Here is a 14,024-nt window from a genome sequence, read left to right as displayed (position 1 = left end):
AATAATGTGAACACGAAAGAATCAAAAGCATGAATCGAATCTAGATCAAAAAAGTTAGTAGAATTGAGATCTAGAACTGTAGCTTATTCACTATCTATTTTTTGTCCAACCCTACGGGTCCATCTCACTCATGTGCCCAGGCTACGGCATACCAGTAGTTGGGGTTGATGCCAATCTCGCGCACTTGCCCTTTGAGTCTGTGTTCTGACAGTGCAGGTGTAAGCTCTATCATGCTCTTGTTAAGAATACGATTGTTTGTCTGTGGTAGTCAGGTCGTCTATCAGGACTATCCTGCAATAAAATCTAATGCAATTCCGTTGATGCAATAGCGTTTACCTGTAGGTCGAGGCCCGTCTTGAAATACATGCCCCAGATGCCCACCACAGCGACGACAATGAACTTCTGTGCGAGCAATAGAAATCGTATAATCAGGTGATGTCGCGATCGCATTTGCAATCGGCGTGTGAAAACTGGGCCACCCTGTTCCACTATTGAATTTTGTTTCTGAAGTAAAGAGCGGAAGTTTACAGGCAGCACAGACATAGCTTCCCTTGCTGTACTGTTTATCAAGTGGGCTTGTTCCTGCTCGTTCTGTGCCATGCTTGCGGAGGACATAAAACTGCTCTGGTGTTAGCAGATTGCGCCACTCTGTTTCAGTTTTGATGATTTCAAATGAACGTTCTGGCATATTTTTTGGATTCTGGCGGAGGGTATGGGATACCCAAACGGTTCCTGCAAGCGCTAAACCTGCTTGCACAAAATATCGTCTCTTCATCGTTCGGTCGTTCGGGGATTCGTACATTGAACTATTCAGGACTGAGAAACTTCTGAAGTGAAGGTTTAAATTCGATAAAGCTTGCCTGAGAAAACAATGAGAATAAATATTTGAGCGTAAAAAGCGGCGACAGAGTTCAGATTAATTAGAGCTTCTCAGCTTGTTTTCAGAATTCTTTCAGATATAGCTCAGGCTTATATTCTATGCTCAATTCCTAGTGATAGCAGCTTATTGTTTACCGCTATGGCGCATATTCTTTTAGTCGAAGATGAAGTTGCACTTGCACAATTTATTTCACTTGAGCTAAGTAATGAAGGATATCAGGTTAGTACAGCCTACGATGGGATGACTGGACTTGCTATTGCACGGCAATCTCTGCCAGATCTTGCCATTCTGGATTGGATGCTACCGGGACTGTCTGGGATAGAACTTTGCCGCCGATTGAGAACCACAGGAATCAAGATTCCAATCATCATGATGACAGCAAAAAATGAAGTAGAAGACCGAGTTGATGGACTAGATGCTGGAGCAGATGATTATATTACAAAGCCGTTTAGTGTAGAAGAACTGTTCGCACGAATTCGTGCTCATCTTCGCCGAACTCAAGAAGTGTATGAAAATATCTTGCAAGTAGGTGAGCTAAAATTGGATCGACTGACTCATCAAGTGTTACGGGGAGATCGCTTAATCGATTTAACGGTCAAAGAATTTGATCTTCTCGCTTACTTAATGCAGAATCCTCAACAGGTTTTTACGAAAGAGCAGATTTTGGAAAACGTCTGGGGATACAATTTTGGCGGGGATTCAAACGTGATTGAAGTCTACATTCGGTACTTGCGATTAAAACTCGAGCAGCAAGGTGAAACACGCATCATTCATACCGTACGTGGAGTGGGCTATGTTATCCGAGAATCATAATCAATCCTCTTTGCTCAACTTCGTAGCATGGGTAACGTAACAATGAAGGTCGTACCTATGCCGGGTTCAGAATCAAGGGAAAGCGTTCCACCCATTTTCTCAACTAAAATTTTGACGATCGCCAGTCCTAATCCGGTTCCTCCTGTGGCTCGACTGCGCGAAGGATCAATGCGATGAAAAGGTTCAAAGATCAACACTTGATCAGACTGGGGAATTCCTTCGCCACGATCGCTCACCTGAATGACAGCACAACCATTCTCTTGAGTTAACTGGATCACAATTGGTAAATCGGGTTGAGAATATCGAATCGCATTCTCAATCAGGTGATCTAGCACTTGCATGAGGTGATCCCGACGTGCTTGAACGCGAATCGGAATCGGCGAAATTTCAAGCTGAATATTCGGATGATCAAACTTACCCCGCATATTTGCGATATTGCGCACAAACTCATTGAGAATCAGAGGCTCTTGAGGAAGCGAAACATCTAAGCTCTCTGCTCTTGCAAGATCGATCAAGTCTTGTAGAATCAGGGTCATTCGCTCTGCTTCTTCGGTTACCATTTTCAGGCTCTCTTCCTGACTGGGAGACATAGGAATACGCTTGACGGTGCGCTGAAGGTATCCATAAATCACACTGAGAGGAGAGCGCAGTTCATGAGCAACATTGCTAATAAATTGCCGCTGCTGCTGCTTGATGGCGGCTTTCTGACTGAGCGTCTCGCTCCATGCTTGAGCAACGGCTCGAATCTCGCTTGGCATTGCTCTAGTTGTAAAGGGATTGGATTGGGAATTTGTTGCTGTGGTCTGTATCCAGTGCTGCAATTGATTGACGGGACGCAACAAGAGCCAGGTTACTGCTAAAGTTGCGATCGTCATTCCAATCATCACAATCAAGCTCAGGTTGACCAACTGACTAGAGATCGTCAGAAATTGTGCTTCAGTCAACTGATCGGAGTACATCATCAGTACAGTCTGAATGCTCCAATGACTCAATTGCTGATAGATCGCAATCGCGATCGCACAAATTCCAATTACAGTGACAGCAAGCCGAAACTGCAATGAAGCGAAATCAAATCTTTTCCGCCTGTTCTGCCCATTTGAAACCTGCCCTAGCCGATTCATTAACTTTACTCATATGTAGAGGGAGTTCGTTTTAGATTAGAGAGCGTTTGAAAAGTTGATTACCTCACCCGTCCCGACTTGCAAATCCAGGTCTAACTGTGCGAAGTCTGTTGCAATAAACCGAAGAAATAATGATAGTCGGCTTCTAAGTCTTTCAGTAGACTTCGTTCTACTAGCATCAGACTGGAAGATGGCAACCAGAGTGAAGAGATTTCTGAGACTTTTCAAACATCTTCTTAAATTGAAATTCTAAATATATATTTTTATTGATCTCACAGTCCTCCAAACCACTCGTATCCTTGATCTTCCCAATATCCTTTTTGAGGCATCAGTTGCGCTGTGAGGATAATTTGAGTCACCCATTTACTTTGCTTGTATCCTAACTTGACCGGAGAAGCTAAACGTAAAGGAGCACCATGCTCGACTGAGAGCAGGTTTCCATTATGCTGATATGCCATCAAGGTTTGAGGATGCATTGCTGAGGCAAAATCCCAACTTTCGTAGTAGCCATCAGCCGACTTAAAGTAAACATAGCGGGCGTTTAATTTTGGTTGTGCTAGCTTCAACAAATCCTGAAGCCGCACTCCACCCCATTGGACAATTGCAGCCCATCCTTCTACACAGACATGCTGAATCACCATTGAGGTAAAAGGTAATGACCGGAGATTAGCAAGGCTCAACTGCATCGGATGGTTTACTTCCCCTGAAATTTCTAATCGATATTGGGCTGGATCGATTTTTGGCGTTTGATCAAAGGTATTGATGAGTAATTTATCAGGTTCAACTTGACGGATAGAAAATTCAGGCACAGGCTTTTGGCTGAGCAGCAAAGATTGTGTCGCTTGGTTCAAAGGTTCAATGACCTGTCCGATTTCTTGTGTCCCAAAATTTGAACCGCAACTGCTGAGCAATAAACCTGCTCCGGATAATCCAGACCACTGGAGTAATTGACGACGAGAAATCGGTTTAGACATCGTTCGATCACTCCTAGATAAACATCGATTTCACAAGCCGAATTGTGCCAACTTTGAGTGCCAAAATTGAATGCACAGCTGTGAATACAACAACAATTGGAACAGTAATAAAATGAATTGTTCGCAGTGTTTGCCAATTGATAAATAAACTGTACAAACCGTGAAACTGAGCAGGCTTATACATCGCTAAACCCGATGAGATCGACAAAATGAGAATGGGAACGATCGCAGTGTAAACTACTCGATGCAGCGCATAATTTTTACGTTTTGCATTTTGACTAACGCGCAGTGCTTTAACATCACTACTGCTAGCATATCGACGCTGCCAACGGCGAGACAAACCAACATAGATCCCGTATCCCAAAAGATTGAGTGAGTAAATCCACATCGCTGCAAAATGCCAATTCCGTCCCCCTGCTAGCCATCCACCTAGCGTCAAAAAACTAGGAAAATGCCACCCGCCTCGTCCCCCAAACACCGGATTCGCGTTATAGATCTGTAATCCACTGAACAGCATAATGAATAGGCTAATCAAATTTGTCCAGTGGAATATCTTAGCGAGTAAAGCTTGAGAAGGAGTCGGAGGAGATTTTTGGCGTTTTACAGCATCCATGATCGCAGTGCCTCACAGTGAAGTTTTCGGGAAAAATGGTGCGAGCCAGAGTTGAACTTGCACATCCCAACCTAGTAGGATTGCGATCGCACTCAAAATCACAATGCTTCCACCAATTTTTTGCAAGGTCATACTCTGCGATCGTAAGTTCAACAAGTGCTGAGTCAACTTTCGCCCACCATAAGCAATCATCAGCAAGGGTAGAGCAGCTCCCAATCCATATGCCAACAACAACCAAAAGGCACTCATGGCTTGATGTTGTACAGCCGCCAACACTAAAATCCCGCCGAGTACGGGACCAGCACAAGGTGTCCACAACAATCCTAACTGAGTCCCCAACCAAAATTCGCCCCACAATCCAATGCGTGGGGAATTCTGAACCCATTTCAGATTGGGGAAATAGCTCAAAAGAGTATAGCTCCATCTTGGGCATAGGGTGAGAAGTCCAAGCCCTAATAAGATTGCGATCGCAGTGTATCTCAAGAAGTTCGCAATTCCTGTTAGCCAGCTTGTACTGATTCCCAGTAAACTTCCAGCTACAGCGAATCCTCCAACTAAACCGAAAATTAGAGCAATTGGACCATAGCGATGAGATTGCAGCGATCGACCAATAAGCACTGGAAGAATTGGCAATATGCAAGGAGAGAGGATCGTGAGGATCCCTGCCAAAATTGCAATCTGAATAGAAAGGGTCGATGGATTCATAACACTCTCTCTTTAAGGAGGGTTTGAATCATCTGCTCGGTCGTGTCATATGCACCTTCGCCGATATGGTCGTACCGCATTAACCCACGTCGATCAGCTAAAAACAGATGAGGCCAGTACTCATTTTGATAAGCTTTCCAGGTTTTGTACTCATTATCAACTGGAACTGGATAGGTAATTTGATGCTTTTCGATAGCTTTCCGAATATTGTTAGGCTCACGCTCAAATGCGAATTCTGGGGTATGAATCCCAATGACTTTTAAGCCTTGTGCTGCATACTGGCGATGCCATCGAGTAATGTATGGGAGAGTTCGTTGGCAATTGATACAGGCAAATGTCCAGAATTGAATCAGAACCACATTGCCCTTGAGATCTGCGATCGAGAGTGGAGTTGAATTTAGCCACTGCTGAATTCCCTGGAAGTCGGGTAATGGATTGCCAGATGCTTGCACACTGACAAGATCTTGCTTGGGATCTAGGATGGGTTGTGCAATGAAAGATTGCTTATCTTGGCTAGGCTTGAGTTTTAGGGCAGTAGCTCCAGCACCGACCACACCCAATCCTAAGTAAAGAAGAAGCTGACGACGCTGACGGAAAATTCTGCCCATAAAACTTACCAAAAGTGAGAATTGATCGCTCTGATAACACTATGGCTTTGTCGCATCACCTTGTTTCATGGCATCACCATCTTTCTTCATGGCATCGCCATCTTTCTTCATGGCATCACCTTGTTTCATCGCATCGCCCTGTTTCATCGCATCGCCATCTTTCTTCATGGCATCACCTTGTTTCATCGCATCGCCATCTTTCTTCATGGCATCACCTTGTTTCATCGCATCGCCCTGTTTCATCGCATCAGGCTGAACTGGGTTAGTTGTAGCGGGCTTTTGACTGTTGGGAGTAGAGCAAGCGACAAGCATACCCACTGAAGCTAGAATAATCAGAGAAGCAATTGTTTTCATGGTTTTCACTACCCATATGATATAAGTTCTAAACTGTGCTATTCACTCGAATGGCAAACACTCAAGCACCTGCTACTCTTTGGAGTATGGGGGACTAAACTAAGCTGTGCATGAATATAGCCCTAAAATTTGCTGAGTTTAGTCTGAGAATTGGCTGAGAATAGAGGACTTATTCTCAATATAATCTCGCCATAGTTGTGCAAGGTCTTGTGCTTTCTGTTGTTTTTCTGAAACAACTTGGTAGATTCGTCGAGGACGACCGCGTTTTGCTGGCTTCTTCCAATAGCTTACGACCATTCCTTCACGTTCTAGAAATCGTATTGAACTTTGTAAGATTGTGTCAGACAGTCGGTAGCCTACATGGTCATCCCTAAGTTTCTGGACAAGCTCAGCCCCGTAAGATTCCCCTTTTGACAGTAACACTGACAGCACATAGCAAACTGTTAGCTCCTGATTGAGAAAGATGACTGGCGGAGCCTGAAAAAATTGATAAATATCTTGCAAGGTCAGGGATTGCTGAGTGTTTGACATTTGGAGATCAATACGAATGTTACTGCTTAAGTACTGTTGTTGCTGCATTACTTTGGCGATTAGCAGAATGAGTCGCGGTGCTGCTGTAAATCTCTGTGATTGAATCAAGTAATTTTAAGGCTTCAGGATACGATCGCTGAAATGAATTTCGCCCAATGATCGAACCAAATCCATTTCCTGCATAAATAGCATGAATTTCATCGAGTAAGGCACGATCGCTGTCGAACGCACCACCTGAGAAAATCACAATGCGCCGTCCGTTAAACGTGCATTGCACCACATGCCTGACTCGCTCTTCCAGCGTTGTAATAGGAATGTTTTGTGCTTGATAGATTTTACGCGCTTCATCTTGCTCGATATGCTCTGAAGGGAGCTTAACTTTAATAATGTGTGCGCCAAGTTGAGCCGCAATATGAGCAGCGTAGGCAGTCACATCGATCGCAGTTTCTCCAGCCTTACTCAGTCCTGCTCCACGCGGATAAGACCAGATAATAACAACTAAGCCGTAGCGCTTTGCTTCTTCAGCTAAAGCACGGATTTGTCCATACATCTCTAAACGATGAGATGAGCCTGGGTAAATAGTAAATCCGATTCCAACACAGCCCAATCTCAAGGCATCTTGAACACTGCCTGTTATGGCTTGATCAGGATCAGTTTCATTCAGAAGCAAATCGTGATCGTTGACTTTGAGAATCAATGGAATTTGACCCGCAAATTCGCGCGCACCTGCTTCTAAAAAACCAAGGGGTGCAGCATAAGCATTACAGCCAGAATCGATCGCGAGCTGAAAATGATAAAGCGGATCATAAGCAGGTGGATTGAGCGCGAAGCTGCGAGCAGGTCCATGTTCAAAGCCCTGATCAACAGGTAAAATTACGAGTCTCCCTGTCCCTGTAAGCTTACCGTGATTGAGCAAACGAGCGAGATTGGTTAGTGTTCCAGGATTGTCACTACCATACCAACTCAGAATCTCTTGGATGCGTTGAGTCATTGGAAGTTCCTTAGTAGGTTTGAGGTATTACAGTCTATGCTTGCAGCATTTGTTCGTAAAGTGTCAGAGTTGCCTTGCTGCCAATGATTAACGGCGATCGCTGATGAATTGATAGAGGTTGAAGCTCTAAAACACGCTTTGTCTCGGTCATTGCCATTCCCCCAGCTTGTTCGACAATAAAAGCAAGGGGCGCACATTCATAGAGCAACCGGAGTTTGCCATCAGGATAGTCAGGAGTTGATGGATAGAGATAAACCCCGCCCTCAATCAAGCTCCGATGGACATCTGCAACCAGCGCACCGCTATATCTCAATGAGGTATGTTGCTGATTGAGATGAACAATAAGTTTCTGAATGTGCGGTTGCCATTCTTGGGCATAGCTGAGATTTGCGCTGTAGTATTTACTTTCACTTGGGCATTGAAGGTTCAGGTGAGAGAGTAAAAATTCGCCCAAGCTTGTATCGAGTGTAAATCCATTGACCCCATGACCACAGGTGCAAACCAAAACTGTACTCGTACCATAAAGAATATAGCCTGCTGCAACCATCTCTGTGCCTGAGCGCAAAATATCTTGCTCTACGCTACAGCATCCATTGTAAGTTTTGCGCTGATAAACACCAAAAATGGTTCCCAAGGCTCCACTACTATCGATATTAGAGGAGCCATCCAGCGGATCAATACACAGAACATAAGGCGTATGATTGCGACAATCCATAAATTTTGCCATTTCAAGCTCTTCAGAAGCTAGAGCCGCTACTAGCCCTGTGTCTGAGAAGGCTTCAATGATAGTTTGATTGCTGAAAACATCGAGTTTTTTTTGAGCGTCCCCGGTTGCATTCTTATCTCCGACTAACCCTAGCTGTCCAACCAAGGCGGCACGGCTAATTTCACGAGTTAGAATCTTTGCAGTATAACCGATCTGGCTGATTAGAATCGAGAGTTCTACTGGAATATTGAAGGCTTTTTGCTGCTGCCAAAGATATCGATCAAGGGTCATTGCTTGTGTAATCATGTCCCTATCTCCCACCAATGTCGCTGATCCTGTTGCAGTAGAGCGTCTGATTCCTGTGGTCCCCAGCTGCCTGCTGTGTAGTTCGGGAAATTGCGTGGGGGCAATGATTGCCACACATCCAGGATTGGTGTGATCACATCCCAACTAATTTCAACCGTATCAGCACGCTGAAAGAGTGTTGCATCTCCAATCATGCAATCATAAAGTAAAGTTTCATAGCCTGTACTTGGAGAGGTTCCAAAATGCTTGGCATAGCAAAAATCCATTTCAACCGCGCTCGTTTTCATTACAGGGCCAGGAACTTTAGCACCAAACTGGACATGAATCCCTTCATTCGGTTGAATTCTAAGTCGAATTAGGTTAGGTGTAGGTTGTTCCATTGAAGTTTGGCGAAAAAATACTTGAGGAACTTGCTTGAACTGAACGACTATCTCACTAACTCTTTTTGCCATTGCTTTCCCTGTACGAAGATAGAAAGGGACTCCTGTCCAACGCCAGTTATCAATGAATAATTTCAGAGCGACAAACGTTTCGGTGACTGAATCTGAAGCAACTTTAGGGTCATCCTGATAGGCAGTTAGAGATTTGTTTTGCACAGTTCCTGCTTGGTACTGACCTCGGACAGTATCGGTAAGAACTTGCTCTGGTTGAAGTGGACGAATCGATCGCAGAAGCTTAGTCTTTTCATCTCGGACTGCATCTGCTTCAAAAGAAATCGGCGGCTCCATTGCAATCATTGCGAGTAACTGAAAGAGATGGTTTTGAACCATGTCTCGCAATGCCCCTGTCACATCATAGTAACCCCCTCGATTCTCGACTCCAACTTGTTCAGCTACGGTAATTTGTACATGATCGATGTAGCGATGATTCCACAGCGGATCAAATAAGCCATTACCGAACCGAAAGACGAGAATGTTTTGAACCGTTTCTTTGCCTAGATAGTGATCAATGCGATAAATCTGATGTTCTTTTAGAGCCTTGCTCAAAGTTTGGTTGAGCACGCGGGCTGAGATGAGATCATGCCCGAATGGTTTCTCGATAATTGCACGTCGCCATTGACCTACTGTTTCGTCAACAAGTCCTAAGGAGTGAAGTTGCCAGATGATTTCGCAGAAAAACTCAGGAGCAGTCGCAAGATAATAGAGATAGTTACCCTGAGTATGATGGGTGTGGTCAATTTGATCTAGGAGTTGTTGTAGTCGATCGTAGGTTTCAGCCTGCTTGAATTCGCCTGAGAGATAGTAGAGTCGCTTGCATAACCAATCTCGCTGCTCAGATTCAAGGTAAGGAGCAAGCTCTTGCATTGCAGAGTTCATCGCTTGACGGAATTCTTCATGATTCATGGAAGCGCGCGCGACTCCAACGATCGCAAAGTTTTCCGGTAGTAGATGACCCTTTGCTAAATTCCCCAAAGCAGGAATAAGCTTGCGTTTGGTCAAGTCTCCGGCGGCTCCAAAAATGACGATCGTACAAGACGGAATAGATGGAGGAGATTTCGTCATGGCGATAGCTCCACAACTGGCTCAACATGCCCTCCAAACTGCTGACGCATAGCAGACAGCATCTTTTCAGCAAAGGTATGATCTTGTCTGGAGCGAAATCGAGCATACAATGCAGCAGACAAAACTTCTGCTGGAACGGCAGATTCGATCGCTGCCATAATCGTCCAACGTCCCTCTCCAGAGTCTTGGACATACCCAGTGTAATTAGAGAGCGATGGATTTTCAGTTAATGCGATCGCAGCAAGATCTAACAGCCACGATCCCACCACACTGCCGCGTCTCCAAACCTCTGCAATCTCAGAAACATTGAAATCATAGCTATGAGATTCAGAGATTTCTGGAGAATTTGCATTTCGTAGAATGTCAAAACCTTCGGCATAAGATTGCATCAAGGCATATTCAATACCGTTGTGAACCATTTTTACAAAATGTCCTGCTCCATGCGAACCGCAATGTAAATACCCTAACTCTGCTGTAGAATTTAGCTGCGCTTGTCCAGGAGTCCGAGGAATACTACCGATTCCAGGTGCAAGAGATGCAAAAATTGGATCGAGCTTCTGAACGATAGAGGTTTCTCCACCAATCATCAGGCAGTAGCCTCGCTCTAGCCCCCAAATGCCGCCACTTGTGCCAACATCAATATAGTGAATACTACGATCGTGAAGCCATTTTGCTCGACGCACATCATCCTTGTAGTAAGAGTTGCCTCCATCAATGATGATGTCTCCAGGAGACAACCTTGCGGCGACCTCTAAAAGGCTTTCTTCAGTCACAATGCCTGATGGCAACATCAACCAGATCACGCGCGGAGTTGCTAATTGCTCAACGAATTCGTCAAGCGTATTTGCTCTTTTCGCCCCTTCAGTAACAAGCTGCTTCACTTTGTCCAAACTGCGATTAAACACCACACATTCATGCCCATGTTTGAGCAAGCGGCGGACAATATTTGCGCCCATGCGTCCCAGCCCGAAAACACCAATTTGCATTCTGTTCTCCTATCAAAGACTTCAATATCAACTAAATTAATGCGATACGTACTGCGGTCTGTAAAAGCTCTAAATCTGCCTGTGTATTCTGGCTCAGATGCAACCTAAGTAATCGACGATTGCGTTCTGCTAAAACCTGAAAATCACCCTGTGCTTGAGCTGCTTTGACGACTCCAAAGCTATAGTTCTGTCCAGGAATGTCAAGATCATTCTCAGGCTCGTTCGTAATTTGTAGAAATACCCCTGTATTTGGGCCACCCTTGTAGACTTGCCCTGTGGAATGGAGAAATCTTGGTCCAAAGCCTAGACAAGTTGCGACTTGTTTAGCATCCCGAATTGCATGGCGAATCGCTTGCAAACACTCGTAATACACAGGATTCATTTCGATGTAAGCCAAGAGCGCAAAATAATCTCCAGGTTTCAGCCGATTCAAATGCGATCTCAGATAGCTTGTTAAAGAGTTCTCGATCGCTGCTTTTGCGAAGGCATCCTTGTCATGTGGAGCCGAATATATCTGAATTTCTAGTTGCGTAGTGAGCGGCTCTGCTGTAGAAAGAATCCTAGTTTTTTCATAGTCTAGCATGAGCTGCTTTGTTGCAATTTTACTCGCTTCTACATCAGGCTGGTCAAAAGGATTGATCTCTAGAATTGCTCCTGCTACTGCGGTTGCGATTTCCCATCGGAAAAATTCTTGTCCTAAATGCTCAGGAGTCGCGACTGCGATTCTGACCACTGGAAATCCTGATTGTTCTAAAAGAGCGATCGCAGCATCTTGAGCTAAATTGGGTGCAGATTCCAAGCGAATGTAGATGAATAATCGATCTCTACCATACTTTTCAGGTGTAGAGAGTGCCTCTTGATCGATTGGAATGATTCCTTTCCCAATCTTGCCGGTTGATTCTGCTAGAAGTTGCTCTAACCAAGCCCCCAAACTTCCAATGCTGGGAGAGGTCGTCAAAGTAACTTTATCGTATCCTTGATTAGCAAGCACCCCTAAAATTGTTCCAAGAACGACACCTGGATTATCTTCAGCAGGAACAGAAGGCGCACAAGAATGTACCATTTCTTCCGTTAGGCGTAAAAATCTTGCAATATCGACTCCCATGAGTGCAGCAGGAACCATACCAAAGTTAGACAGCACAGAATAGCGTCCACCAATGCAAGGTAATCCCAGGAATGTTTGATAGAAGCGATCGTTGATTGCAATCTGCTGAAGTTGAGAACTAGGATCAGTAATGGCAATGAACTGTTGTCCTGCTGCTTCTACTCCAACAATTTGTTGCACTCGGTCGAAAAAATACTGCTTGAAAATATGAGGTTCCAAAGTACTGCCAGATTTACTAGAGACAATAAACAGTGTTCGCGGCAGGTTAATTCTGCTTTCAATTGCTCGAATTTGGGCAGGATCAGTCGAGTCGAGTATATGCAATTCTGGGAAGTTTGGAGTCTTGCCAAATGTCTGCTTCATCACTTCAGGACCAAGAGAAGAACCGCCCATTCCCAACAGTACAACATGGGTAAAATCGCGCGATCGCACAGCCTGAACAACTTGCTTCAGAGGATCCAGATGAGCCAGTTGATCATCTGTAATTCCAAGCCAGCCGAGCCAGTAATTTTCATCCGTATCTGTCCAGAGTGACGCGTCTTGCGCCCACAAACGGCGAATTTTTCCACTCTGCCGCCATTCAAATAGATGCATTTGAACCGCTTCATCAAGTGCAGGAGGCAGACGATAGGTCATGCGATCAATTTGATCTCCTAGTATCGTCTCGCGCTTTCGAGCGACAGCACTAAGAAGTGCATCAAATGCGTCTTGAAAAAGCTTTATGCCTTGCTGGAGCAGGTGATCTGCAATTTGTGAGAGTGAGATTCCCACCTGTTCTAACTTCAATAAAACAGCTTCTGCTGCTTCAATCTGTTCTGGCAGACTCAAGCGAGGCTGACCATGATCTAGAAATGCTGCCAATGTAACAGGTGGTACTGTATTGACTGTATCTGCTCCGATCAGTTCTTCAACATAGACCACATCTCGATAATGTGGATTTTTACTGCCTGTACTGGCCCACAGCAGTCTTTGAGGATGAGCGCCTTTCTCTGCTAGTTTTTGCCAACGAAGACTGGTGTATAACTGCTGATACTTGCGATAAGTCAATTTTGCATTCGCGATCGCGCTTTTTCCTAATAGACCTCTTAGGAAATTGCAGGTATGAGAATCTGAATTCGCGCTGAGTTGAGCATTGAGTAACCCATCGATCGCGGTATCGATTCGACTAATAAAAAAGCTGGCAACACTCGCAACCTGGCTGACATTTCCTCCTTGCGCTGCAAATCTCTCTAATCCTGCCAGATAAGCATCAGCGACTTTTTCATAAGCCGATTGAGAAAATAGCAAGGTTACGTTAACATTTATGCCATTCCCAATCAGTGCTTCGATCGCAGCAATTCCCTCAGGAGTCGCCGGAACTTTGATCATCAAATTAGGACGTGCAACCGCTTGCCATAGTCGATGCGCTTCTGCAATTGTTTCAGCAGTCTTGTCAGCAAGATAGGGAGAAACTTCCAAGCTCACGTAGCCATCTTGCTTTTGAGTACGAATGTAGGTTGGAAGTAAAATATCAGCCGCCGCTTGAATGTCAGCAATCGCAAGTTCTTCGTAGATTGATAATGCATCGCGATCCTGAACCTTTTCGAGCACATTCAAAACTTGATCATAATCAGTGCTTCCAGCGATCGCCGTTTGAAAGATAGCAGGATTAGAAGTCACACCCTGAACTTTACCAGAATCAACTAATTCTTGAAGTTCGCCACTGTTAATGAGACTGCGACGAATGTAATCTAGCCAAATCGATTGTCCATAATAATGTAGAGACTGGAGCGAGGTGATGGGCTGATTGTCAGACTGTACGAGAGAGCGAGTCATACTTAAAATTCCTC

14 protein-coding genes are annotated in these 14,024 nt (G+C 44.6%); 1 reads left to right on the top strand and 13 read right to left on the bottom strand.

From position 1 onward, the window contains the following. Positions 1-286: 286 nt before the first annotated feature. A complete protein-coding gene (gene msrB, locus J0L70_RS28670) occupies positions 287-775 on the bottom strand; it encodes a peptide-methionine (R)-S-oxide reductase MsrB (protein ID WP_026148316.1) in 489 nt (162 codons plus the stop codon). Between the two features lie 243 nt (positions 776-1,018). Here msrB and J0L70_RS28665 point away from each other — a divergent pair, with 243 nt between their 5' ends. After that, complete coding sequence (locus J0L70_RS28665; RefSeq protein ID WP_287456811.1) at positions 1,019-1,693, top strand: response regulator transcription factor; 675 nt, start codon at positions 1,019-1,021, stop codon at positions 1,691-1,693. A 14-nt stretch (positions 1,694-1,707) separates the two neighbouring features. Here the strand turns inward: J0L70_RS28665 and J0L70_RS28660 are convergent, their stop codons facing one another. From J0L70_RS28660 to J0L70_RS28605, 12 genes are all read right to left on the bottom strand, one after another. Beyond that, positions 1,708-2,814 carry a sensor histidine kinase gene (locus J0L70_RS28660; RefSeq protein ID WP_287456810.1) on the bottom strand — a complete coding sequence of 369 codons (1,107 nt, stop codon included), beginning with the start codon at positions 2,812-2,814 and terminating at the stop codon, positions 1,708-1,710. 272 nt (positions 2,815-3,086) lie between these two features. Further along, the gene (locus J0L70_RS28655) at positions 3,087-3,788 is read right to left on the bottom strand and encodes a molybdopterin-dependent oxidoreductase (protein WP_287456809.1); all 702 of its coding nucleotides are present in this window, start codon (positions 3,786-3,788) and stop codon (positions 3,087-3,089) included. A gap of 13 nt (positions 3,789-3,801) precedes the next feature. Beyond that, positions 3,802-4,401: a cytochrome b/b6 domain-containing protein gene (locus tag J0L70_RS28650; RefSeq protein ID WP_287456808.1), complete on the bottom strand. Its 600-nt coding sequence runs from the start codon at positions 4,399-4,401 to the stop codon at positions 3,802-3,804. 12 nt (positions 4,402-4,413) lie between these two features. Continuing rightward, positions 4,414-5,106 carry a cytochrome c biogenesis CcdA family protein gene (locus J0L70_RS28645; protein ID WP_287456807.1) on the bottom strand — a complete coding sequence of 231 codons (693 nt, stop codon included), beginning with the start codon at positions 5,104-5,106 and terminating at the stop codon, positions 4,414-4,416. Continuing rightward, complete coding sequence (locus J0L70_RS28640) at positions 5,103-5,714, bottom strand: thioredoxin family protein (RefSeq protein ID WP_268242492.1); 612 nt, start codon at positions 5,712-5,714, stop codon at positions 5,103-5,105. The genes J0L70_RS28645 and J0L70_RS28640 overlap by 4 nt, the downstream gene beginning before the upstream one ends. 39 nt (positions 5,715-5,753) lie before the next feature. Next, complete coding sequence (locus tag J0L70_RS28635) at positions 5,754-6,068, bottom strand: hypothetical protein (protein WP_287456806.1); 315 nt, start codon at positions 6,066-6,068, stop codon at positions 5,754-5,756. Positions 6,069-6,206: 138 nt separating this feature from the next. Then, on the bottom strand, positions 6,207-6,599 hold the full coding sequence (locus J0L70_RS28630; RefSeq protein ID WP_287456805.1) for a PadR family transcriptional regulator: 393 nt from the start codon (positions 6,597-6,599) through the stop codon (positions 6,207-6,209). Positions 6,600-6,618: 19 nt separating this feature from the next. Further along, complete coding sequence (locus J0L70_RS28625) at positions 6,619-7,590, bottom strand: class I fructose-bisphosphate aldolase (RefSeq protein ID WP_268242489.1); 972 nt, start codon at positions 7,588-7,590, stop codon at positions 6,619-6,621. A 34-nt stretch (positions 7,591-7,624) separates the two neighbouring features. Next, the gene (fbp, locus tag J0L70_RS28620; RefSeq protein WP_287456804.1) at positions 7,625-8,602 is read right to left on the bottom strand and encodes a class 1 fructose-bisphosphatase; all 978 of its coding nucleotides are present in this window, start codon (positions 8,600-8,602) and stop codon (positions 7,625-7,627) included. Further along, entirely contained in the window at positions 8,599-10,104 is a 1,506-nt protein-coding gene (gene zwf / locus J0L70_RS28615) for a glucose-6-phosphate dehydrogenase (RefSeq protein WP_287456803.1), read from the bottom strand. The genes fbp and zwf overlap by 4 nt, the downstream gene beginning before the upstream one ends. After that, positions 10,101-11,090 carry a phosphogluconate dehydrogenase (NAD(+)-dependent, decarboxylating) gene (gene gnd / locus J0L70_RS28610; RefSeq protein ID WP_287456802.1) on the bottom strand — a complete coding sequence of 330 codons (990 nt, stop codon included), beginning with the start codon at positions 11,088-11,090 and terminating at the stop codon, positions 10,101-10,103. Before gnd ends, zwf begins: the two co-directional genes overlap by 4 nt. A 31-nt stretch (positions 11,091-11,121) precedes the next feature. Further along, on the bottom strand, positions 11,122-14,010 hold the full coding sequence (locus J0L70_RS28605) for a bifunctional transaldolase/phosoglucose isomerase (protein ID WP_287456801.1): 2,889 nt from the start codon (positions 14,008-14,010) through the stop codon (positions 11,122-11,124). Between the last annotated feature and the right edge of the window lie 14 nt (positions 14,011-14,024).

It is taken from the genome of Leptolyngbya sp. UWPOB_LEPTO1 (assembly GCF_017302695.1).
GTDB classification, from domain to species: Bacteria; Cyanobacteriota; Cyanobacteriia; order Leptolyngbyales; family Leptolyngbyaceae; genus Leptolyngbya; species Leptolyngbya boryana.
This window is presented reverse-complemented; position numbering and strand designations above follow the sequence as displayed.